The sequence below is a fragment of the Noviherbaspirillum cavernae genome, from assembly GCF_003590875.1.
Classification (GTDB): Bacteria; Pseudomonadota; Gammaproteobacteria; order Burkholderiales; family Burkholderiaceae_D; genus Noviherbaspirillum; species Noviherbaspirillum cavernae.
In genome coordinates this window covers 272,235-295,248 of sequence record NZ_QYUN01000002.1, presented here as the reverse complement: position 1 = coordinate 295,248, position 23,014 = coordinate 272,235, and the positions used below count along the sequence as shown (strand labels likewise).

The 23,014-nt window shown below is 62.1% G+C and carries 22 protein-coding genes; 7 read left to right on the top strand and 15 right to left on the bottom strand.

The window, feature by feature from the left end:
- Positions 1 to 42: 42 nt before the first annotated feature.
- Positions 43 to 1,056, bottom strand: coding sequence for a type I asparaginase (locus tag D3870_RS01425; protein ID WP_119736060.1), 1,014 nt, complete (start codon positions 1,054 to 1,056; stop codon positions 43 to 45).
- A 149-nt stretch (positions 1,057 to 1,205) separates the two neighbouring features.
- Between D3870_RS01425 and lipB the strand changes: the two genes are divergently transcribed.
- Both lipB and lipA read left to right on the top strand, forming a co-directional pair.
- Entirely contained in the window at positions 1,206 to 1,850 is a 645-nt protein-coding gene (gene lipB / locus D3870_RS01420) for a lipoyl(octanoyl) transferase LipB (protein WP_119736058.1), read from the top strand.
- A 61-nt stretch (positions 1,851 to 1,911) separates the two neighbouring features.
- Positions 1,912 to 2,886, top strand: a complete 975-nt coding sequence (lipA, locus tag D3870_RS01415; protein WP_119736056.1) for a lipoyl synthase — start codon at positions 1,912 to 1,914, stop codon at positions 2,884 to 2,886.
- 656 nt (positions 2,887 to 3,542) lie between these two features.
- On the opposite strand, the gene D3870_RS01410 is transcribed toward lipA, so the two are convergent.
- The 8 genes from D3870_RS01410 to D3870_RS01375 form a co-directional block, all read right to left on the bottom strand.
- Positions 3,543 to 4,088: a peroxiredoxin family protein gene (locus D3870_RS01410; protein WP_242489816.1), complete on the bottom strand. Its 546-nt coding sequence runs from the start codon at positions 4,086 to 4,088 to the stop codon at positions 3,543 to 3,545.
- Between the two features lie 72 nt (positions 4,089 to 4,160).
- On the bottom strand, positions 4,161 to 4,601 hold the full coding sequence (locus D3870_RS01405; protein WP_119736055.1) for a DsrE family protein: 441 nt from the start codon (positions 4,599 to 4,601) through the stop codon (positions 4,161 to 4,163).
- Between the two features lie 56 nt (positions 4,602 to 4,657).
- Positions 4,658 to 6,577 (bottom strand): M48 family metallopeptidase, encoded by a 1,920-nt coding sequence (locus tag D3870_RS01400; protein WP_119736053.1) that lies wholly within the window; start codon positions 6,575 to 6,577, stop codon positions 4,658 to 4,660.
- Between the two features lie 414 nt (positions 6,578 to 6,991).
- On the bottom strand, positions 6,992 to 7,582 hold the full coding sequence (locus D3870_RS01395; protein ID WP_119736052.1) for a LemA family protein: 591 nt from the start codon (positions 7,580 to 7,582) through the stop codon (positions 6,992 to 6,994).
- 83 nt (positions 7,583 to 7,665) lie between these two features.
- Complete coding sequence (locus tag D3870_RS01390) at positions 7,666 to 8,301, bottom strand: BON domain-containing protein (RefSeq protein WP_422879632.1); 636 nt, start codon at positions 8,299 to 8,301, stop codon at positions 7,666 to 7,668.
- Positions 8,294 to 8,890 (bottom strand): phosphoheptose isomerase, encoded by a 597-nt coding sequence (locus tag D3870_RS01385; protein WP_119736048.1) that lies wholly within the window; start codon positions 8,888 to 8,890, stop codon positions 8,294 to 8,296. The genes D3870_RS01390 and D3870_RS01385 overlap by 8 nt, the downstream gene beginning before the upstream one ends.
- 200 nt (positions 8,891 to 9,090) lie before the next feature.
- On the bottom strand, positions 9,091 to 9,465 hold the full coding sequence (locus tag D3870_RS01380) for a YraN family protein (RefSeq protein ID WP_119736046.1): 375 nt from the start codon (positions 9,463 to 9,465) through the stop codon (positions 9,091 to 9,093).
- Positions 9,465 to 10,535 (bottom strand): penicillin-binding protein activator, encoded by a 1,071-nt coding sequence (locus D3870_RS01375; protein WP_242489815.1) that lies wholly within the window; start codon positions 10,533 to 10,535, stop codon positions 9,465 to 9,467. The genes D3870_RS01380 and D3870_RS01375 overlap by 1 nt, the downstream gene beginning before the upstream one ends.
- Before the next feature lie 207 nt (positions 10,536 to 10,742).
- Here D3870_RS01375 and rsmI point away from each other — a divergent pair, with 207 nt between their 5' ends.
- Positions 10,743 to 11,648 (top strand): 16S rRNA (cytidine(1402)-2'-O)-methyltransferase, encoded by a 906-nt coding sequence (rsmI, locus tag D3870_RS01370; protein WP_242489814.1) that lies wholly within the window; start codon positions 10,743 to 10,745, stop codon positions 11,646 to 11,648.
- A 71-nt stretch (positions 11,649 to 11,719) separates the two neighbouring features.
- Here rsmI and D3870_RS01365 read toward each other — a convergent pair whose 3' ends face one another.
- The 6 genes from D3870_RS01365 to D3870_RS01340 form a co-directional block, all read right to left on the bottom strand.
- The gene (locus tag D3870_RS01365) at positions 11,720 to 12,781 is read right to left on the bottom strand and encodes a septal ring lytic transglycosylase RlpA family protein (protein WP_119741510.1); all 1,062 of its coding nucleotides are present in this window, start codon (positions 12,779 to 12,781) and stop codon (positions 11,720 to 11,722) included.
- A 184-nt stretch (positions 12,782 to 12,965) separates the two neighbouring features.
- Entirely contained in the window at positions 12,966 to 14,090 is a 1,125-nt protein-coding gene (gene rodA, locus D3870_RS01360) for a rod shape-determining protein RodA (protein ID WP_242489813.1), read from the bottom strand.
- On the bottom strand, positions 14,090 to 15,982 hold the full coding sequence (mrdA, locus tag D3870_RS01355; RefSeq protein WP_119736040.1) for a penicillin-binding protein 2: 1,893 nt from the start codon (positions 15,980 to 15,982) through the stop codon (positions 14,090 to 14,092). Before mrdA ends, rodA begins: the two co-directional genes overlap by 1 nt.
- Before the next feature lie 78 nt (positions 15,983 to 16,060).
- On the bottom strand, positions 16,061 to 16,573 hold the full coding sequence (gene mreD, locus D3870_RS01350) for a rod shape-determining protein MreD (RefSeq protein WP_119736038.1): 513 nt from the start codon (positions 16,571 to 16,573) through the stop codon (positions 16,061 to 16,063).
- Positions 16,570 to 17,760, bottom strand: a complete 1,191-nt coding sequence (mreC, locus tag D3870_RS01345; RefSeq protein WP_119736036.1) for a rod shape-determining protein MreC — start codon at positions 17,758 to 17,760, stop codon at positions 16,570 to 16,572. Before mreC ends, mreD begins: the two co-directional genes overlap by 4 nt.
- Before the next feature lie 93 nt (positions 17,761 to 17,853).
- On the bottom strand, positions 17,854 to 18,897 hold the full coding sequence (locus tag D3870_RS01340; RefSeq protein WP_119736034.1) for a rod shape-determining protein: 1,044 nt from the start codon (positions 18,895 to 18,897) through the stop codon (positions 17,854 to 17,856).
- Between the two features lie 276 nt (positions 18,898 to 19,173).
- On the opposite strand from D3870_RS01340, the gene gatC reads away from it, so the two are divergent.
- Genes gatC through gatB form a run of 4 tightly spaced genes read left to right on the top strand, consistent with a single transcriptional unit; the run spans position 19,174 to position 22,964 of the window.
- Positions 19,174 to 19,476, top strand: a complete 303-nt coding sequence (gene gatC, locus D3870_RS01335) for an Asp-tRNA(Asn)/Glu-tRNA(Gln) amidotransferase subunit GatC (RefSeq protein ID WP_119736032.1) — start codon at positions 19,174 to 19,176, stop codon at positions 19,474 to 19,476.
- 55 nt (positions 19,477 to 19,531) lie between these two features.
- Positions 19,532 to 20,992, top strand: coding sequence for an Asp-tRNA(Asn)/Glu-tRNA(Gln) amidotransferase subunit GatA (gene gatA / locus D3870_RS01330; protein ID WP_119736031.1), 1,461 nt, complete (start codon positions 19,532 to 19,534; stop codon positions 20,990 to 20,992).
- On the top strand, positions 20,989 to 21,489 hold the full coding sequence (locus D3870_RS01325) for a hypothetical protein (RefSeq protein WP_119736029.1): 501 nt from the start codon (positions 20,989 to 20,991) through the stop codon (positions 21,487 to 21,489). The genes gatA and D3870_RS01325 overlap by 4 nt, the downstream gene beginning before the upstream one ends.
- Positions 21,490 to 21,503: 14 nt before the next feature.
- Complete coding sequence (gene gatB, locus D3870_RS01320; RefSeq protein WP_119736027.1) at positions 21,504 to 22,964, top strand: Asp-tRNA(Asn)/Glu-tRNA(Gln) amidotransferase subunit GatB; 1,461 nt, start codon at positions 21,504 to 21,506, stop codon at positions 22,962 to 22,964.
- Positions 22,965 to 23,014: the final 50 nt, after the last annotated feature.

The following is a 23,014-nucleotide window of genomic DNA, read 5'->3' as shown; positions in this document are numbered from 1 at the left end:
CCCGGCATCGTTGACCGGAAAATTCCACCGGACACACCTCGTTTAAGCAGCCAGTTCGCCACTGATGTCCTGGAGGAACGCCATCCGTATCTCTTGCGCTGACATCCCGAGGGCAAACAGATGATGCAGCTTGGCGAAGATCGCCTCGAAAGTCATGTCCATTGCGCCGATGGCACCGGCCGACTCCAGCATGGAACCCGTCGCGTACGTACCGAGGGCAACCTCACCATGCAGTGACTGGCTGCATGCGACCAGCACCACGCCGCTTTCATGCGCGCGCCTGAGCACGTCGAACAAGGCACTGTCGCGATCCGGCACATTGCCCGCGCCGTAGCCTTGCAGAATCAATGCCTGCGGATCGAGGTCGAGCATCGCCTGCACGAGCCGCACCGGCATGCCGGGCACGAAGCGCACCGGCAGAACGCGTCCATGCGCATACGCCGGCGTCTCGAATTTTTCGCCGGCCGCGCGCGGCAACAGCACCGACGCATTCAGCCGGAGATCGATGCCCGCTTCGGCCAGCCACGGATAGTTCGGACTGTCGAAGGCCTGCATGCGGCTGGCGCTGGTCTTGGTGGCGCGATTGCCGCGCAGCAGGCGCTGATTGAAATAGATCGCGACTTCGCTGATCTGATCGGATGCGGCCAGCTGCATGGCGGTGATCAGGTTTTGCGCCGCGTCCGAGCGCACCTCGCCCAGCGGGATTTGCGACCCGGTCACGATCACCGGCTTGCGCAAACCCTGCAGCATGAAGGACAGCGCCGATGCCGTGTAGGCCATGGTATCGGTGCCGTGCAGCACGACGAAGCCGTCGTGCTCGTGATAGCGCGCGGCAATGTCGCGCGCTATGCGCTGCCAGTCTTCGGGCACCGCATTGGTGCTGTCGATCGGCGTCGCATACTCGTGCAAGGTGTAGCGCGGCATCGCGCCGGACACCGGATGCAGGAGTTTCGACAGCACCGCGGCGAAGTCCTTCATCGGCGCGTATCCCTTGTCAGTTCTCGCCATGCCGATCGTGCCGCCGGTGTAAATGAGAGCGATGTGCTTGGCGCTCATTGTTCATTCCTTCATCAATATTGAAAGCCTCGCGGTCCGCGTACGACGCGATGCCAACCTGCCACTCTGCGACGATGGTATCACTTCAACATCGAAGGCTCATCGATAGCAACAAGGCGCGTCGCGCGATGTTTCGGTAAACTTCCCGCATGCACACACCAGCCATCATCCATCGCGGCACGGAAGACTACGCAAGCACCTTCGCCGCGATGCGCGCCTTCACCGACAGCCGCGACCGCGATACTCCCGACGAACTGTGGATCGTCGAGCACCCGCCGGTCTTCACGCTCGGCCTTGGCGCCGATCCGGCGCACGTGCTGAACCCGCACGGCATCCCCGTGGTGCAGACGGATCGCGGCGGCGAGGTGACCTATCACGGTCCGGGACAAGTGATCATTTATCTATTGATGGACCTGCGCCGCAACCGCCCCGGCGCGCGCGTGTTCGCCCGCGAATTCGTGCACAAGATCGAGCAGGCTGTGATCGACACCCTGGCGGCGTATAATCTGGCGGGTGAACGCAAGGCTGGCGCGCCGGGTATTTACCTGTCCGGCAACGGCCCCTGGCAAGGCGCGAAAATCGCCGCACTCGGCCTGAAAGTCCGCGGCAACGGCTGCACCTACCACGGCGTGTCGCTGAATGTCGCGATGGACCTGACACCGTTTTCATGGATCAATCCCTGCGGCTACGAAGGATTGGCAACCGTTGACATGAAGACCATGGGCATCGAAGCGCCCTTGCAGGAAGTGCAATTGGCGCTTGCCGGCAACCTGACGAATTTGTTGAAGGCCTGACCCTTTTTGCGGACGTTCCGGCATGCGCGGGAACCTCCGATGACGAAGCGATCCACACCTCATGACCACCGAGAAGACCCCACTCGCATCCTCGAACTACAATCCGAGCGACAAGCAGAAAGGCGCCGGCAAAACCGCGCGCATCCCGATCAAGATCATCCCGGCAGAAAAGCTCGCGAAACCGGACTGGATCCGCGTCAAGGCCGCATCGCCATCGACCCGCTTCTACGAAATCAAGGACATCCTGCGCGCCAACAATCTGGTGACGGTGTGCGAGGAAGCCTCCTGCCCCAACATTGGCGAATGCTTCGGCAAGGGCACCGCGACCTTCATGATCATGGGCGACAAGTGCACGCGCCGCTGCCCGTTCTGCGACGTCGGCCACGGCCGGCCCGATCCGCTCGATCCGAACGAGCCGGAAAATCTCGCAAAAACCATCGCCGCGCTCAAGCTCAATTACGTCGTGATCACCTCGGTCGACCGCGACGACTTGCGCGACGGCGGCGCGGGCCATTTCGCCGACTGCATCCGCCGTGTGCGCGAACTGTCGCCGGCCACCCGCATCGAAATCCTCACGCCCGATTTCCGCGGCCGCATGGACCGCGCGCTGGAAATCCTGAAGGCCGCGCCACCCGATGTGATGAACCACAATCTGGAAACGGCGCCGCGTCTCTACAAGGAAGCGCGTCCCGGATCGGATTACGAGTACTCACTGAATCTGCTGAAGCGATTCAAGGCGTTGCATCCCGACACGCCGACCAAATCCGGCATCATGGTCGGCCTCGGCGAAACCGACGAGGAAGTCCTGCAAGTCATGCGCGACATGCGCGCGCATGATGTCGACATGCTGACCATCGGCCAGTACCTGATGCCGTCCGGCGACCACCTGCCGGTGCGCCGCTACGTGCATCCCGACACATTCAAGATGTACGAGGAAGAAGCCTACAAGATGGGCTTTGTCCACGCCGCGGTCGGCGCGATGGTGCGCAGCTCCTACCACGCCGACCAGCAGGCGCATGGTGCGGGCGTGGTGTGACCGATCAATAGGACAAAGTCAGCGCCGCGCCAGGCTCGGATCGTCGGTTTACCGGCGATCCCGCTTTTTTCTCCGCAAGGCAGCCCCCATCTCAACGCGGTCGCGCCGGAATGCAGTATCGACGGCCCGTTCTCGTGCATGAGACAGCTGCACGCGCCGCTTCACACTATCGTTCGAGATGGGCAGCGACCCCACTATCCGCAGCAGGCGTGACCAGCGCGCTCAAGGGGTGATGCCGCCTTGAGCGGGATATTGCAATCCGGCAGAGCAAGCGGATCATGTGTAAACACCGGAGCGCAAAGAAAGAGCAAGACCAGCGCCGCAAGCAGTTTCCATATCACGTTGCGGTGGCCGCCTCGAAAACCTGACACGCTTGCATTCATGGCGTTTCCCCTCGAAAGCGAATGGCCCTCGCATGGATGCGCACCATTCCGAATTCACGAAAAATGACGAACTGATATTGAGTCGTTGCAATGCGGCCGGGGTTCCATTTCAGAATCCGGCAATGCCGATCAATTGAGGGGACACGCTCCTGCGGGCGGACGAGCCTCGCGAAGCGAAGAGAAGTGCGCCTGAGGGAGGGTTTTGCCGGGCCGGAACCAACAGCGCAAATCCCGCATTGAATAAAAAAGGCGCCAGGAAGCGCCTTTTTCAAGTTATGCCGCCAGTTCCTTTTCCAGCAACTGGTGCAAGGCATTGAAATCCGGTTCGCCCAGATAACGCTTGATGATGGTGCCGTCCTTGCCGATCACGAAAGTGGTCGGTGTCAGCTTGATATCGCCAAACGACTTCGCCAGATCGCCTTGCGTATCGAGCGCGACCTTGAATGGCAGATTGCGGGTTTGCGCATAGTTGAGCACATAGTTGGGAGGATCGTAGCTCATCGCCACCGCGACGAAATCCAGCCCCTTGTCCTTGTATTTGTTATACGTCTGCACCATGTCCGGCATTTCCTTGACGCATGTTGCGCACGACGTCGCCCAGAAATTCACCATGACGACCTTGCCGCGCAGGCTTTGCATGCTGGTTTTTTCGCCATTCAGGCTGGTGAAGGTGACATCGGGAGCGGTCGTGCGCTGCGATACGGAAAAGTAGCCGATTGCCGCAACGGCAATTGCAAACACTGTTGCAAGCAGCTTGATCCATGTGCGCTTACGAGGGGCGGGCGAGATATTCGGGTCCATCAGTTTCACCAATAGCATTCAATCCGGACAGGAGCATCATTATAGTCGGCGTGCCGCACGCATGCTGCGCGCCGCTACGCGGACAAGACGCTACGGCCGCAGATACACGTAGCCTTCCTTCGCCTGCAAACGTGCCACTTCGACCACACCCGACGGCACCAGTTTTGCCTCGGGCAATAATTGCGATTCAGGAATATCGTGCGAAGTCAGCGTGTTGGTGCACACGCGAAATTCCACGCCCTGTGCGGCAAGATTCTTCACTTGCGCATCGAACGGCCTGCCGCTGCGTTCCTTCGCTCCCGCCAGCAGGAACCTGATGCCATCGCCGTTGCCGACGACGACGATTCTGGTGTCCGGCTCGGCACGCAAGTGATTGCGGATGTTCGCCATGGCGCGCGCCGCCTGGTCGATGCCATCGGCCAGGTGATATACGACCTTGACCTGTTCGGCCGCAAAAGCGTGCGCGCCCAGTGCCGTGTTCAGAAGCAGCGCGAATGCGGCCGCGCAAAGGACTTTCAAGCTTGTTCGCATGTTGATTCCTGAATGATTGAGATCGATCCCCGACGAATGGCGGGATGCACAAGGGCTCACCAATGATACGCCGTATATGTTGCCGCCACCGCCGGCGGAATCGGCGCATCGATCGCCGCGCATATCGCGCGCAGCAAGTCGGCAAGCGCCACCGGCATCGGCTCGCGCCCGCCGGCGATTGCCAGCAACAGCTTGATCAAGGCGGGTTTGACGAGAGGCGCCAGCTCATTGGCATGGTCCAGCGCCGTTTTGACTCGCTCGAATCCGAGCGCCCGGACATCCACCAGATCGGCGGCGGACAGGCCGAGTTCCGGGTCATGCGCGGCACCGCGCATGAATGCCTGCGCAGGCATCTCGTTCATCGCGGACGCGGCGACATGCGCAAGCAGCGACGCCAATGCGACGCAATCGTCTCTGATCACCCCGAGCCGGTTGTAACGGATCGGCGTTGCTCGTCCGGCATGCATGCCAAGGCGACGCGTCAGCACCGTCTGCAACACGAACTCCGCGAGCACGATTCTGTTGTCTGCCGCGATCAAGCGATCGACAGTCGTCAACAGCTTCGCACGCTCATCCCCCTTCAACTGCTTGAGCGCAGGCATCGCCAGGTCCAGCAGCGGCAGGCGCGCGCTTTGCGGAAGGCGTGCGATCGCATCGGCGAGAAAGACGATGAAGGAAAGCCGCTGCGGCATATCGGCTTGCAACAGTGCGAACTGCGCGCGGCGCTCGTCATCGCTGCCGAGCAATAACGCATAGACCACGCAACACGCCGCCTGCGGCTCGCGTACCGCGCTCGCCAGTTCCTGCGGCAAGGGTTCCTGTCGCTCTGCATCATTGCCAAACGCGACCGATGAGAGGGATGCATCACTCGCAGCCAGGCCGGCGGCGACATAGGGAATGTCGGGCAAGGTTTCGGTATTGCCCGCATAGCCGCTTGCCATTTCCGGCGCATCGAGTGGCTCGACATGCCTGCCGTAGATGCGGCGCAGGCGCTCCTTCATCGGCGGGTGCGTGGAGAACCAGCCGCCGAACAGGACGGGCCTGGGCGCGCCGAGAAACAGGTGCGACAGTTGCTCGGCATTCGGATGACGGATCCGCGAACCCGATTCCATCGTGCGCGACAGACCGCCGATCTTGCGCAACGCGCCGCCGATGCCATCCGCGTTGCGCGTGAATTGCACTGCACTCGCATCGGCAAGGAACTCACGCTGGCGCGACACGGCGGACTTGATCAGGCGGCCGAAGATGATGCCGATATAGCCGATCACAAACAAGGCGAAGCCGATCGCCAGCAGGATCACCTGCGCGGACAGTCCCTTGTCGTTGCTGTCGCGCGCAGTCCGCACGCGCGCGCCGAAATGCATGAGATGCTGGCCGAAGCCCGCAATCATCTGGATGCCGAACAGCACGCTGATCAGGTGTATGTTCAAGCGCATGTCACCGTTCAGGATATGACTGAACTCGTGCGCAACGACGCCCTGCAATTCATCGCGTGTCAGCCGGTTGAGCGTGCCGCGCGTCACCGCGACCACGGCTTCGTTCTGGTTGTGGCCGGCGGCGAAGGCATTGATCGCATCTTCCTTGTCGAGCACATAGACTCTGGGACAGGCAATGCCCGCCGCGATCGCCATTTCCTCCACCACGTTCAGCAAGCGCCGCTCCTGCAAGTCCTGCGATGCCGGCGACACCAATCGACCGCCCGCCATCTTCGCCACCGCCTCGCCGCCATCGCGCAGATTGAAGGTTTCGATCAGCGTGCCGACGCCGATCAAGGCAAGCGTCACCAGCGTGTTGGTGGCGAAAAACCCTTTCGGGTAGAAATCGGGATGCGAAGAATATCCACCCTGCGACAGACTCCAGATCATCGTCATCGCGACGTTCACCGCAATGACGATGGCGATCACCGCAAGCACGAACAGGATGATCAGCGTGCGGGTCTGGCGACGCGCCTGGTGCTGGTGCTCGAAGAAATTCATGCAAGGACCCTGCGACATGAAGTCCTGGCGGACAGCATGGAAACATGCGCAAACATCGTGTGCGATTGACTATTGCTGACGCCGCTCGTGCGGGATGCTTTTTGCAGTCCCGCTCGGACGCTGCCGCGAAAGACATGCGCCAAGCGGAAAAAGAAGCGAAACATGTTTGAGCCCGCAGGGCGAGTTGGTTTCGCTTCCCGCTTGGCGCATGTCTTTCGCGGGAACCCCGAAGGGGCAGCGTCTTGCGGTCGCCTTCTTTTGGTTACTTTTCTTGGCGAGACAAGAAAAGTGACTGGCCGCCGGGCCACCCCCGGCCTGCCACCACGAAGAGGCGCCCAAAGTATGCGCTTCACATCACTCCACAAGTGACAGCTGTAGCGGTGAATTCGAACGAGAGACCTCACCCCCAACAACTCAAAACGTCACCTTCACCGCCTTGCGCTCCTCAGGAGACTCGGTCGCCTGCAACAACTCCCCCGCCCTGAACGCGAACATCCCCGCAATAATCGATCCGGGAAACTGCTCCAGCGAGGTGTTGTACTGCATCACCCCATCGTTGTACGCCTGTCGCGCGAATGCAATGCGGTTCTCCGTGCTCGTCAGCTCTTCCGTCAGCTGCATCATGTTCTGATTCGCCTTCAAATCCGGATACGCCTCCGACAACGCAAACATCTTGCCGAGCGACGCAGTCAGCGCGCCTTCGGCCGCAGCCATCTGCCGCACCGCTGCCGCATCGCCCAGATCGACCCCGGCCTTCGCATTGGCCGTCACCGCCTGATTGCGCGCGGCGATGACCGCTTCGAGCGATTCGCGCTCATGCTTCATGTAGCCCTTGGCAGTCTCCACCAGATTGGGGATGAGGTCGTAGCGGCGCTTCAGCTGCACATCGATCTGCGCGAACGCATTCTTGAACTGGTTGCGCAGGCTGACAAGGCGGTTGTACGCGCCCACACCCCAGAACAGGATCAGCAGGACAATCGCGATCAAAACGATCATTGCAACCATGGCACTCTCCCAATGAAAAAGCCGCGAGACGATATGTCCGGCGGCTCGAAATATATCATCCCGCGCGCGATGCGCCGCGAGGGTTATTGTTTGGTCTGATTGTCCGCGACAGCTGTCAGACGCTTGTATTCGTCATCCGAAATGTAGTCGAATACCTTCACCACCTTCTGCACGCCGCTGACATTGCTCGCAGCATCGCCGGCCAGCAGGCCTTCGCGTTGCGTCACGCGCCCCATCAGGAACACCGTGCCGCGCTCGGTGACAACCTTGATCGCATTCGCGTACAGTTCCTTGGAATCGACGAACGATGCCTTCACCTTGCCGGTGATCAGCGAATCGTTGGAGCGCGATGTGAAGCTCGATGCTCCCATGACCTCCAGTTCGTTGATAACGGATTGCACGCCGTCGATAGTGCCGACTTCGCGTTCGACGGCGGCCTTCATGGCCTCGTCCCTGACTTCACCGGTCAGCAGCACCCTGCGGTTGAAGCTGGAGACATTGACATGGCCGCCATCGCCCACCACGCCCGGGATGCGCGTCTCGCCCTTCACCACGATCGCCTTGTCTTCGGTCTGCGCGCCGAAGGTGCGGCGGTCGGTCGCCGCCAGCGTGCCCATGACGGCGGTGCCGATGGCCATTTCGATGCAGCCCTGCAGGCTCGTTGCAACCACGCCGCACAAAGCGACGGCAGCCAAAGGACGCATGACACGTTTAATCATTCCCATCTCCCCCAAATAACGCGACGTCGATGCCGTCGCACATGCAATGAATTGTCAGCAGGTGCACTTCCTGGATGCGCGCAGTACGGTCATGCGGCACGCAGATATGCACGTCGGCGTCGGTGAGCCGCTTGGCCATCGCGCCACCGCCCTTGCCGGTCAGCGCAATGATGCGCATGTCGCGCTCCAGCGCGACGTCGATCGCCGCCAGCACGTTGGCCGAATTGCCGGACGTCGACAGCGCGAGCAGCACGTCACCCGATTGCCCGAAGGCCTGCACCTGCTTGCTGAAGATCTCGTTGTAGCTGTAGTCGTTGCTGACCGCCGTCAGGATCGAGGTATCGGTCGTCAGCGCCAGCGCCGGCAGCGGCAGGCGTTCGCGCTCAAACCTCCCCACCAGCTCTGCCGCGAAGTGCTGGCAGTCGGCAGCAGACCCGCCGTTGCCGCACGCGAGAATCTTGTTGCCGTTAGACAATGCGGTGAACATAAGTTCCACGGCTTGTGAAATCGGCTGCGCCAACACGGCGGCGGCCTTGACTTTTAGTTCAGCACTTTCATGGAAGTGCGCGAGGATTCTTTGATTGGTCATGGTGTTCGCGATTATAGTGCAGCGACGGATTCTTCATCTCGCCGCTGCGGGTTGCCAAACAGGCCAGAAATGGCGGCGCGGCGCTGTGGATTGGATGCGCAAGGCGCGGAAAAATTTCAGCACTCGCGCATGCGAGAGCGAGATGTCATTCAGGGCGAATGCGAGGGCCTGTTGACATTCAATTCAGGAGTGCGTTCAGCTCATGCCTCGATGGCATTCTTCAGCCACGTGACTTCGCCGCCGTCGATGGCGACGACATCGAACCTGCATGGCGGCGGCATCGCATGACGCTGCAGGAAAACCTGCGCGGCGATGATCAGGCGCGCCTGCTTGCGCGCCGTCACGCTGGCCGCAGCGCCTCCATGACTGGCATCGCTGCGCTTTCTGACCTCGACGAACACCAGCGAATCCAGTTCCTGCATGATCAAATCGATCTCGCCGCCCTTGCAGCGGAAATTGCGCTCGACCAGCGTCAAGCCATGTTCGCGCAGATAGTGCAGCGCATGGTCTTCACCGGCCTGCCCCGCGATCTGCCGGGCAGTGCGCGTGCGCTTGAGCGCGGCGAAGAGTCCCATCAGCGGCGATTTGCCACGGGGGCCACGCCGCCCTGCCGATACACCGCCTGCTGCTGCACGCGGACGAAAGACGGCGCGCCCTGACCGAAGCGCACCGTCAATTTGCCGGTGACGCCGTCCAGTTCGAAGCTGTTGTTTTTGGCCGCGACTGCCTGCGCGACGCGCCACGCGTCGATGCCGAGCGCGTACAGGCGTTCAAGATCGGCGCTGCGCTTCTGTTCGGCGCCGGCCTCGGCATGCGCATAGCTCATGACCGCGGGATGATCGGATTGCAATTGCCACGGCATGTCGAAAAAGCGCGCGCCATCGAGATCGCCGGTGCGCTCCGCCGTTTCCCAATCGCTCAACGCAAGCGGGTTCAGTTGCGATGTGCCGTACAGCGGAAGCTCCCTGCCGGCCGCCGCCCTCACCTGCCGCGCCTGCCGCGCATCGAGCGCGACGAACAGCACGGCGGGCTGGTCGGATTGGAGCCGGCCCTTGAGTTCGGACAATCCTTTCGCTTCCAGATAGCCGCTGCTTGCGGTCAACTCGATGATTTCCGCCTCCTTGCCCTTTTGCTGCCACTGCGCGGCAAAGGCATGGGCCGCGCGGCGCTGCCATGCGGTCGCGGTCGCGATCACGAATGCCTTGCCGACCTTCTTGTCGGTTGCCGCCCAGTTCGCCGCCTGCCGCGCTTCGTCCTCGATCGACAATCCGATCACCAGCAGCTGCTGCGGCAATTTCAATTCGCCCTCGGTTGGCAACTCCGGCTGCGTGAGCGCAATGGTGGGCCGGCTGATCGCATTGCCTTGCGCCAGCGCCGTCACGCCGCTGCGCGACAAGGGGCCGACCACGATATCGTGCTGCGCCGCGGCCTCCGCGTATGTCGCGAGAATATCCTGCGGCGCATCGCCGGTTTCGATCACATCGACGGTGACGCCTTCGCGTTCGCGCTCCCAGGCGGCCAGAAAGCCGGCGCGCACCGCCTCGGCGGCCTGCAGCAAAGGCCCGGAGCGCAATGGCAGCAGCAGCGCAATGCGCGCCGGCGGCGTGGTCGAGGGAAATTCAAAGGCGGGCGGAGGAATGGACAAGTCCGTTTGCGCGATTCGCAGCGGAGCGGGTGAGAAGGACGAGACTGGCGAAACTGGTGAAACGGACGAAACGACGGATGACGGCAGCGCGGAGCGCGCACCTGCCGGCGACACGGTTGTATTAGACTGCACTGGCAGGCACAATCCTCCGAGAGCCGCGCCAAGCAGCAACACCTTCGCCAATCGATACCACATCCTCGCCTCCCGATGACCCAACACACCGACAACCCGCTTGCCGCCTTGCCTATCATGCGGGAAGTACCGCAACAGATTTACCCCGAGTCCGCATTATATGTGGTGGCAACACCGATCGGAAACGCGGGCGACATCACGTTGCGTGCCATCAATGTGCTGTCGATCGCGGATGCGATTGCCTGCGAGGACACGCGCAACACGGCGCATCTGCTCACGCGCTACGGTCTCTCCAAGGAACTGATCGCCGCGCATGAACACAACGAACGCGAAGTCGCCACCAGGCTGATCGCGCGCCTGCGCGCGGGACAGCGCATCGCGCTGGTGTCCGACGCCGGCACGCCCGCCGTGTCCGATCCGGGTGCGCGCATCGTCGATGCGGTGCGCGAGGCGGGTCTGCGGGTGCTGCCTCTGCCGGGCGCATCGGCCGCGGTCAGCGCGCTGTCCGCGAGCGGCCTGGTGAACGACCATTTCTACTTTGCCGGCTTCCTGCCGTCCAGGACGAAACAGCGCGAGTCGGCGCTGGCCGCGCTGCGCGGAATGGCGGCGACGCTGGTGTTCTACGAAGCGCCGCACCGCATCACCGAGACCGTCGATGCGATCGCTGCCGCATTCGAGCCGACGCGGCAGATCGTGTTCGCCCGCGAACTGACCAAGCTGTTCGAGGAAATCCATCGCTGCACATTGCAGGACGCTGCCGCGTGGCTGGCGGCGGATGCGCATCGGCAGAAGGGCGAGTACGTGATCCTCGTATCCGGCGCGCCCGTTGCCAATGACGTGGACGATGCGGAAGCGGAGCGCATTCTTGCCATCCTGCTGGAAGAATGCTCGGTGAAACAGGCAGCGGCGCTGGCAGCGCGGATCACGGGGTTGAAGAAGAATGCGCTGTACGAGCGGGCCTTGCAGATGAAGGGGCAATGACCGCACGCCGATCGGCCTTGCCCTTCGCGTTTTGCACCAACTCGCAGAAGCGCGGGACGCTACCGCCCGGACTATCGCTGCACGATCATCGGCTTCGCCGTTCCTGCATTCTGCAATTGCAGTGCCGCGGCGGCCGCTTCGGCGCGCGTGGCGAACGGCCCGCTTTGCAGGCGGTAAAGTGCGCCGGATTCCGCCACTTCGATCGGTGGCATCGCGCTCGACCACATCTGCATCATCCTGACACGCGCAGCCTCTGCATTGGCAGTCTGTCCATACGCACCAAGCTGAATGTAAAAGCCCGGCGCAGCTGACGGGCCTGCGCTGAAGACGGCAGGCTTGATGGCTGCGGTGTCGGGTTGCGGATTCGCATATGCCGCGGCGACGTCTCCGGCATTGCCGTCCTTCGCGGGCGCAGACGCAGCGGGGATGCCATTCTGCCGGTTCGGCGTGCCGATGCCGGACGCCTCCGCCTGCTGACTCCGCCTGTTGCTCGCCATGCGTTCGATTTCCTCCGGCAGCAGGCGCTCGACTTCCAGCTTTCCGCTGCCCTTGCCGAGGTAGCCAAGCTTGAGCGCGGCGGTGTACGACAGGTCAATGATGCGGCCCGAATGGAACGGTCCGCGATCGTTGACGCGCACGATGACCTGCCTGTTGTTGTCGAGGTTGGTCACTCGCGCATAGGACGGAATCGGCAAGGTGGGATGCGCGGCGCTCATCTTGTACATGTCGTACAGCTCGCCGGACGAGGTCTTCTGGCCATGAAACTTCTTGCCGTACCAGCTGCCCACGCCACGCTCCTTGTACGGGCGCTCGTCGGTGATCGGCGTATATCTCTTGCCGAAGACGACGTAAGGGCGGGCCGTGGCTTTCGCATACGGCTCCACACGCGGCTCCGCATCGGGCGTGTCGAGCAGTCCGTCCGGAATGTTGTCGCCGGGGCCGTCATCCTTGTAATAGCCGCCCTTGCCGGAACCGGCCGGCGGGAGCGCCGGAACGCTGGAGGGTTTCTTCGGGATTGAAGCCTGCCGGGGTGGCGGCTCTGAAGGAGGCGAGGACAGCTGGGTGGTGCCGCACGCGGCGAGAATCAGGGGAATTGACAGAGAGGCTAACCATCGCCAATGGTGATCTTGCATGCGCAATCGCATCGCGTGCTCCTTGTGATTATGTTGCGAAATGCGAAACCTCAGGTCACGCCGCATTGCATGAATGTCATGCACGGTTGCGGATTGTCTGTGCTGTTGTTTCCGCTTCTCAACAATTTTATACAGGAGCCCCAGGCATGCAAAAAGAAAATATGCCTTTCGTTACATAAAAAAATCAGCTCTGCACCAGCTTTCTGTGCCGCTGAATGCTCATCAATATCCCGACGCCCAGCCCCAGCGTCACGAACGCGGTGCCGCCGTAACTCATGAGCGGCAGCGGCACGCCGACCACCGGCAGGATACCGCTGACCATGCCCATGTTGACGAAGGCATAAGTAAAGAACATCAGCGACAAGGCACCGGCCAGCAGGCGCGCAAACAGCGTCGGCGCATTCGCCGCGATCAGCAGGCCGCGCCCGATCAGCAGCAGATACAAGGAGCACAGGACGAGATTGCCAATCAGGCCGAACTCTTCGGAAAACACCGCGAAAACGAAGTCCGTGGTCCGCTCGGGAATGAATTGCAGATGGCCTTGCGTGCCGTGCATCCAGCCCTTGCCGGGAATGCCGCCGGAACCGATCGCAATGGTCGACTGGATGATGTGAAAGCCCTTGCCCAGCGGGTCGGCCGTGGGATCGATCAGCGTCATCACGCGTTCGCGCTGATAGTCGTGCATCATCGACCAGCCCACCGGCATCGCGGCGATGCCGGCGAGCGCGAGGCCGATGATCAGCTTCCAGGGCAGGCCGGCAAGGAAAATCACATAGAAGCCGGACGCCATCACCAAGGTTGCCGTTCCCAGATCCGGCTGCCGCATGATCAGAACGACGGGAATAATGAGCAGCACGCCGGCCACCAGGAATTCCGGCCAGCGGATCATGGTTTCGCGCTTCTGGAAGAACCATGCCAGCATCAGCGGCATCGCGATCTTCATGATTTCGGATGGCTGGATCACGATGCCGATGTTGATCCAGCGCCGCGCGCCCAGCTTGATGATGCCGAACAGCGCAACCCCGACCAGCAGGCCGACCCCCACCACATAGGCCGGCATCGCGAGGCGCATCAGCATCTGCGGCGGCATGCAGGCCGCGATCCACATCATCAGCAGGGACAGCAGTATGTTGCGCAGGTGGTCTTCGAGACGCCCCGGGAAACCGACGCCGGCCGAATACATCGTCACCATGCTGATGCCGAAGATCAGGAGCACGATGAGCGTGAGCGGGCCGTCGAAGATGGTCAGATAGGGCTTGATCATCGGCCACAGGGCGCGCTTCTGGGGCATGGTGTAGGCGGAATTCATCAGTCACCCTCGGTTTCGTAGGTGGTCGCGGTCTTCTCGACCGGCCGCTTGCCAAGCAGGTAGTAGTCCAGCGCCATTCTCGCGATCGGCGCCGCCGCCGCCGCGCCGAAGCCGGCGTTTTCGACGATCACGGCCAGCGCGATGCGCGGCTGGTCGGCCGGGGCGAAGGTGATGTACAGCGAATGGTCGCGATGGCGTTCGGCCATTTTCTTCGCGTCGTATTTTTCGTTCTTGCCGATGCCGATCGCCTGCGCGGTACCGGTCTTGCCGGCCGATACATACCCGGCACCGGCGAATGCGCGCGACGAGGTGCCTTCCTTCACCACGCCCGCCATCGCGTTCTTGATGAAGTCGATGTTTTCCTGCTTGAGGTTGATGCGGAAGCTTTCCTTCGACACCGTCTGTGTCTGTTCCTTGGTGACGCCATCCTCGATGGTTTTCACGAGGTGCGGCTTCATCACCACGCCATTGTTGGCGAGGTTGGACATCGCGTGCGCCAGCTGCAGCGGCGAAAAGGCGTTGTAGCCCTGGCCGATGCCGAGCGATACCGTTTCGCCGGCATACCACTTCTGCTGCTCCGGCCGCTTGTAGTTGTTGCGCTTCCAGCCGGTGGACGGCAGCACGCCGGTGCGCTCGTTCTCCAGATCGATGCCGGTCAGACGGCCGAAGCCGAACGGCTTCATGAAGTCGTGAATCGTGTCCACACCCAGATCGTTGGACAGCACGTAGTAATACGTGTTGCACGATTGCACGATCGACTTGTACATGTCGACCGTGCCGTGTCCGCCCACCTTGTCGTCGCGGAACTTGTGATTGCCGAACCAGAAATGGCCCGGGTCGGAAATCGCCTGCGACGGCGTGCGCTTGCCCAGTTCCAGCGCCGCCAGCGCCATGTACGGTTTGTAGGTGGAGCCGGGCGGATAGGTGCCGATCAGCGGCCGGTTCAGGAGCGGCTTGTCGAGCGAGGTGTTCAGCTCTTCCCAGCTCTGCTGGTCGATGCCCTCGACAAACAGGTTCGGATCGAAGGTCGGCTTGGAGACGTAGGCCAGCACATCGCCGGTGGCGGGCTCGATCGCCACCAGCGCACCGCGCCGGTCGCCGAAGGCTTCCTCGACGATCTTCTGCAGTTCGATGTCGATCGACAGGGTCAGATTGTGGCCCGGGATGGCCGGCGTGCGCGACAAGGTGCGCACCGCGCGCCCGCCGGCGGTCACTTCGACTTCCTCGTAGCCGGTCTTGCCGTGCAACATGCTTTCGTACTTCTTCTCCAACCCTTCCTTGCCGATGTAATCGGTGCCGGCATAGTTGGCGGCATCCTCCATCTCCTCGATCTTTTTCGCGTCGCGCTGGCTGATGCGGCCGATGTAGCCGATCACGTGGGATGCCGTTTCGCCGAGCGGATACTGGCGGAACAGGCGCGCCTGGATCTCCACGCCCGGGAAGCGGTAACGCTGCGCGGTGAAGCGCGCCACTTCCTCGTCGGAGAGGCGCGTGCGGATCGGCACGCTTTCGAAGTTTTTCGCCTCTTCCAGCAGACGGCGGAAACGCCGCCGGTCCCGGGGCTGAATATCGACCAGCGCAGACAGCTCGCCGATCACATCATCCAGCGAAGCATTGATCTTGGACGGCGTGATCTCCAGCGTGTAGGCTGAATAGTTGCGCGCCAGCACGACGCCGTTGCGGTCGAGGATCAGCCCCCGGTTCGGCACCACGGGCACCACCGAAATGCGGTTATCCTCCGCCTGCGCCGCGTAATCCTGATGCCTGACAACCTGCAGCCATACAAAACGGGTCACCAGCAAACCGAAGCACACCAGCACGAACACACCCACCACCGACAGGCGCATGCGGAAGAAGTGCAGTTCGCGTTCCGTGTTCTTGAATTCAGTCATTCGTTCACAGGATGTGGCAGCGGACCGGTAATGAGGTCCGCGTGGATGACAAGGCCGGGTTCATCGGGGGCAATCGGGCTACAGCGGACGGTTGTCGTCCCGGTTCACCGCGCGGCGCTGCGGCGCCAGCAGGATCCATGTCACGACCGGCCACAGGGCAGCGGTGGTCAGGCTCTCCGAGAAGTAGAGCCAGCCGGGAAAATGCCCGCTCACCAGCACCCGGATCACGAGCTGCACCGACTGCATCATCAAGATCAGCGGCAGCACGTGCAGCGCCTGCGTCGGTATCCTGAACCACAGCACGCGGCGGTGAATCATGATCGCGAAATAGGACAGCAGCGTGTAGGACAGCGCGTTCTCGCCAAGCAGCGTGGCGTCATGCACGTCCATCAGCAAGCCCATCACGAAGGCGATGCCGATGCCGACCTTGCGCGGTTGATGGACGCTCCAGAAAATCAGCACCAGCGCGACGAAATCCGGCACGCCGACCGCATGCCCCCACGGCAGCAGATTCAGGAGAAAGGCCGTCACCAGGCTGACCATGATGAACAGCGGATTGACCGGCAGGAGAATGTAGTGCGGGCGATTCATGGCGTGGGCACCTCCTTGACCGCAGCGGAAGTTGCTGGAGTTGCAGGTGCGGCAGGCTTGGGTGCGGCGGCAGTCTTGTCCTTCGCCGCATTAGCCGTGGGGCTCGCGGCGGTCGATACCGGCTTGACGGGTTCCTTGACCGCTTCCTTCGCCGGCTCCTTTGCCGCCGCCTTCACGGTTTCTTTCGGCGCTTCCTTCGGCACTTCCCTGGCCGGATCCTTCGCGGCATCCTTGGGCGCGTCCTTCGGAGTCTCTGCCGGGGCTTCCTTGCCGCCGTCCTTCATGGCCGCGACGGCCTTCTTGCCCGCCCTGTCCTTCTTGGCGGCTTCTTCCGGCGCGGGACGCGCCGGGAAATTGGATTCCGTCAGCAGGATCAGCAACTGGCGATTGCGGTCGATCCCCGCCAGCGGCTGGCACACGATGCGCGCGAATGCGTCCGACGACTTGCGCTCGACCTGCACGACCTTGGCCACCGACAGGCCGGCCGGGTACACGCCATCGATGCCGGAGGTAACGAGCACGTCGCCGGTCTGGATGTCGGCATTGACCGGCATGAAGCGCAGATCGAGCGAGCCGGAATGCCCCTGGCCGTAGACGATGCTGCGCAAGCCGCTGCGCACGACCTGCACCGGGATCGCCTGATCCTTGTCAGTCAGCAGCGTCACTTCGGAAGTAAAGGTAAACACGCGCGTGACCTGGCCGACCACGCCGACGTCATCGATCACCGGCTGCCCCGGCGCGACGCCGTGCTTGGAGCCGCGATCCAGCACGATCTTGCGAGTGAAGGCATCGCGCGCGTCGTACAGGATTTCGCTCAGGACCGACTTGACCGGCACGCGCTCATTGGCGGCGAGCAGTTTGCGCAGCTGCGCATTTTCAGCCGACAGCTGCTGCGCCTGCTGCAATACCTGGGCATTGGCGACCTTCTCCTGCGTGAGGGCGCGGTTTTCCCGCTGCATTGCGGAGAGCGAGGAGAAATAGTCGCCGACCATGTAGGCCGCATCACGCGGCAGCAGGGCGACGACTTGCAAGGGATACAGCGCCGTGCCGACGAACTGGCGGATCATGCCGAGCGAGCGCAGGTGCGCATCCGCCAGCAGCAATCCGATTGCGATCAATGCGAAGATCACCACCTTGGCACGCGCGGATGCGCCTTGCTTGAAGAGTGGCGGCGGACTGTATTCCATCACGGTTTGTCAACGGGTCGGGACGAGTGGCAGGGCCGCCACTTCGGCGCCTTGTGGGCGGTGTCGCAAGGCGCCTTGTGATGCATGTGCGGCTTATTCGTAGGAGAAGATCGAACCGAGCTTGTCCATCCGCTCGAGTGCCATGCCGGAGCCGCGCACCACGCAGGTCAGCGGATCTTCGGCGACGATCACCGGCAGGCCGGTTTCTTCCATCAGCAGACGGTCGAGGTCGCGCAAGAGCGCGCCGCCGCCGGTCAGCATCATGCCCTTTTCGGCGATGTCGGCGCCCAGCTCCGGCGGAGTCTGTTCCAGCGCGTTCTTGACGGCGGAGACGATGTTGTTGAGCGGGTCGGTCAATGCCTCGAGAATCTCGTTGCTGGAGATGGTGAAGGAGCGCGGGATGCCTTCCGACAGGTTGCGGCCCTTGACTTCCATTTCCTTGACTTCGGAGCCGGGGAAGGCGGAGCCGATTTCCTTCTTGATCGCTTCGGCGGTCTGTTCGCCGATCAGCATGCCGTAGTTGCGGCGGATGTAATTGACGATCGCTTCGTCGAACTTGTCGCCGCCGACGCGCACCGAGCCCTTGTAGACCATGCCGCCCAGCGAGATGATGCCGACTTCGGTGGTGCCGCCGCCGATGTCGACCACCATCGAGCCGGTCGCGTCCGCCACCGGCAGGCCGGCGCCGATCGCGGCGGCCATCGGTTCTTCGATCAGGTACACCTGCGACGCGCCCGCGCCGAGTGCCGATTCACGGATCGCGCGACGTTCGACCTGGGTCGAGCCGCAGGGAACGCAGATGATGATGCGCGGCGACGGCTTGAACAGCTTGGAGTCGTGCACCATGCGGATGAATTGCTTGAGCATTTGCTCGGTGACGGTGAAGTCGGCGATCACGCCGTCCTTCATCGGACGAATCGCTTCGATGTTGCCCGGCACCTTGCCCAGCATCTGCTTGGCTTCCTTGCCGACTGCCTGGATCGTCTTCTTGCCGTTCGGGCCGCCTTGCTGACGGATCGCAACCACCGATGGCTCATCCAGCACGATACCGTTGCCGCGAACGTAGATCAGCGTGTTGGCCGTGCCCAAATCAATCGCCAGATCATTCGAAAAATAACTGCGTAAGAATCCAAACATGTATTGTCCTGATGCGCAACGATGGGGCGCGAAACGTTAAGGTTGATGGCTGCGCGTTCATATATCTGCCGGCATGACTCTATACCAACGGCAACAAGCGAATCGCTCGACATTCTACCTTATAATTTACGGGAAATTTGCGGCCGGAAACGTCAAAAATACGAGCTGTACACACCGTTTTGACAAGTATTTGCCAGCTTTAAAATACTTCTTGCCTACTCCTTGTTTTTTTAAGAACACTTGCTCAGCGCGGCCTTGCCCGTGCCCTCAAAAATCATGTCCCTGGAACTCTCTGACGTCAAACGTCTTGCCCGTCTCGCCCAGCTCGATCTCAGTGAAGCCGAGGCCGTCAAAACCCTGGATAAACTGAACGGCATTTTTGCTCTCGTCGAGCAAATGCGTGCCATCGACACGTCCGGAGTCGAACCGCTGAATCATCCAATCGCCGCACATCAGAACGACGTGGCGCTGCGCCTGCGCGAGGATGCCGTCACCGAACCGAACCGCCGCGAGGACTACCAGAAGGTCGCACCGGCCACGCAGGACGGCCTGTATCTCGTCCCCAAAGTCATCGAATAATCCTTCGGCAACACTGCCGAAACAGCATGTCATTGCGCCAACCGGCCACCACTCTATGCATACGAAAACCCTTAAAGAACTTTCCGCGCTGCTGCACGCAAAGCAGGTCTCCGCCACCGAATTGGCAAGGCACTATCTCGATCGCATCCAGCAGAGCGACCTGAACGCCTTTACGCACATCGACGCGAGCCTCACGCTGCAACAGGCGGCGATGGCGGACGAACGTCTTGCAAAAAACGACACCACGCCGCTGACCGGTATTCCAATCGCGCACAAGGACATTTTCGTCACGCGCGACTGGCGCTCCACTGCCGGCTCCAGGATGCTGGAAAATTACAGCAGCCCCTTCGACGCGACTGTCGTCGAACAGTTCCGCAACGCAGGCATGGTCACGCTCGGAAAACTGAATTGTGATGAATTTGCCATGGGTTCCTCGAACGAGAACTCTTTCTTTGGGCCGGTCAGGAACCCGTGGGACAAAACGGCGGTACCGGGCGGCTCCTCCGGCGGCTCGGCGGCCGCGATCGCCGCGCGCCTGGCTCCGGCCGCAACAGCAACCGACACCGGCGGCTCGATTCGCCAGCCGGCCTCCTTCTGCGGCGTGACCGGCATCAAGCCGACCTATGGCCGCGTCTCGCGCTTCGGCATGATTGCCTTTGCGTCATCGCTGGACCAGGGCGGCCCGATGGCGCAGACCGCGGAAGATTGCGCGCTGCTGCTCAATGCGATGGCGGGTTACGATCCGCGCGATTCCACCAGCCTGGAGCGCGACAAGGAAGATTTTGGCCGCGACCTGGACAAGAGCTTGCAAGGATTGAAGATCGGCGTGCCTGCCGAATACTTCGGCAAGGGTCTCGCGCCCGATGTCGAGCAGGCCGTGCGCGCGGCGCTCAAGGAGTATGAAAAACTCGGCGCGACGCTGGTCGAGATTTCATTACCGAAGACGGAACTGTCGATCCCGGTCTACTACGTGATCGCGCCGGCGGAAGCCTCGTCCAACCTGTCCCGCTTCGACGGCGTGCGCTACGGCTATCGCGCGAAGGAATACAAGGACCTGTCGGACATGTACTGCAAGACGCGCGCCGAGGGTTTCGGCGACGAGGTCAAGCGCCGCATCCTGGTGGGCGCCTACGTGCTGTCGCACGGCTATTACGACGCCTACTACCTGCAGGCACAGAAAATCCGCCGTCTGATCGCGCAGGATTTCCAGAACGCATTCAAGCAATGCGACGTGATCATGGGACCGGTGGCGCCGACCGTCGCGTGGGATCTCGGCGACAAGACCGACGACCCGGTCGCGAATTATCTGGCCGACATCTTCACGCTCTCGACCAGCCTCGCGGGACTGCCGGGCATGTCGATTCCCTGCGGATTCGGCCAGGGCGAAAAGAATGCGCAGCGTCCGGTCGGGCTGCAAATCATCGGCAACTATTTCGATGAAGCGAAACTGCTGAACGTCGCGCATCAGTTCCAGCGCGCGACCGACTGGCATTCGCGGAAGCCTGCGGGGACATGAAGCCGGCGCCGACACTCGCAGCGCGCGCATGCCTGCTGCTCATGCTGACCGCGAGCGCGGTCGCCTGGGCGCAGCAACTGGAAACGAAGTTTTCCTGCAGCACGACGCGCGACGAGGACGGCGAACGCGTGATCTACGCGGACAATGGCGAGATCCGCATCGAAGGCAATCGCATCGTTGCCTTTCGCTGGGAGTCGGCGCTGTACCGGCCGACGCACGGCTTCGATTGCAGCATCGACGAAGACGACGGCCTGCGGCTCGAGGCGGGCAAGGATGCCGCCAGCGCGAAGTGGCGCATCAGCCTGGCGAATGGACAGCAGGCGCGCGAGCGGCGCGGCTTCAATTTCAGCCGCGGACTCAATTGCAGCATCCGGCTCGAGCGCGAGGGCGACACGCTGAACATCAAGCCGAGCTGTCCGGCCCTGTGCGGATCGCGCGCCAATTTTTCGGAATTGTCGGTAGATATGAAAACCGGCAAATGCCGTCATGAAGAATAAGTGAGGACACTACCATGCAGTGGGAAATCGTAATCGGCCTGGAGACGCACGCGCAGCTCTCCACGCAATCGAAAATTTTCAGCGGCGCATCGACCCGCTTCGGTGCGGAACCCAACACGCAGGCCAGTCCGGTCGATCTGGCCCTGCCCGGCGTTTTGCCGGTGATGAACAAGGGCGCGGTGGAACGCGCGATCCAGTTCGGCCTGGCGGTCGACGCGACAATCGCGCCGCAGTCGATCTTCGCGCGCAAGAACTACTTCTATCCCGACCTGCCGAAGGGCTATCAGATCAGCCAGTACGAGATTCCCGTGGTCCAGGGCGGCAGGGTGTCGTTCGTGCTGGAGAAGGACGGCAAGGCCGAGATGCATTCGGTGCAGCTGACCCGCGCCCACCTGGAAGAAGATGCCGGCAAGTCGCTGCATGAGGATTACCAGGGCATGACCGGCATCGACCTGAATCGCGCCGGCACGCCGCTGCTGGAAATCGTCACCGAGCCCGACATGCGCAGCGCCGCCGAAGCGGTGGCCTACGCCAAGTCGCTGCATTCGCTCGTCATGTGGCTCGGCATCTGCGACGGCAACATGCAGGAAGGCTCGTTCCGCTGCGACGCCAACGTCTCGGTGCGGCCGCTCGGCCAGAAGGAATACGGCACGCGCTGCGAAATCAAGAACCTGAACTCGTTCCGCTTTCTCGAAGAGGCGATCAACTACGAAGTGCGGCGCCAGATCGAGCTGATCGAGGATGGCGGCAAGGTGGTGCAGGAAACGCGCCTGTACGATCCCGACCGCAAGGAAACGCGCTCGATGCGCAGCAAGGAAGATGCGCAGGATTACCGCTACTTCCCCGACCCCGACCTGCCGCCGCTGGTGATCGCGCAGGAATGGATCGAGCGCGTCAAGGCGACGATGCCGGAGCTGCCGGGCGCGATGCGCGAACGCTTCGTGCGCGACTTCGGCCTGACGGAATACGATGCATCGATACTGACGCAATCGAAGGCGATGGCGGCCTACTTCGAAGCCGTGGTGGCGAAGGCCGGCAAGGAGCAGGCGAAGCCTGCCGCCAACTGGCTGATGGGCGACGTGTCGTCGACGCTGAACCGCGAAGGCGTCGATATCGCGGCCGCGCCGGTGAAGGCCGAGCAGCTTGCATTGCTGCTGCAGCGCATTGTGGACGGCACGATTTCCAACAAGATCGCCAAGGAAGTGTTCGCCGCAATGTGGGAAGCGCCGTCGGACAAGCCGTCGCTGGCGGACGACATCATCGAAGCGAAGGGCCTGAAGCAGATTTCCGACAGCGGCGCGCTGGAGAAGATCGTCGACGAGGTACTGGCAGCGAACGCGAAGTCGGTCGAGGAGTTCCGCGCCGGCAAGGAGAAGGCGTTCAACGCACTGATCGGCCAGGCGATGAAGGCGACCAAGGGCAAGGCGAATCCGGCGCAGTTGACCGACTTACTGAAGCAAAAACTGACGGCTTGATCGGCCGCAACACGGCGCCGTGATTGGCGGGAGCCGTCAACATCCCGAAC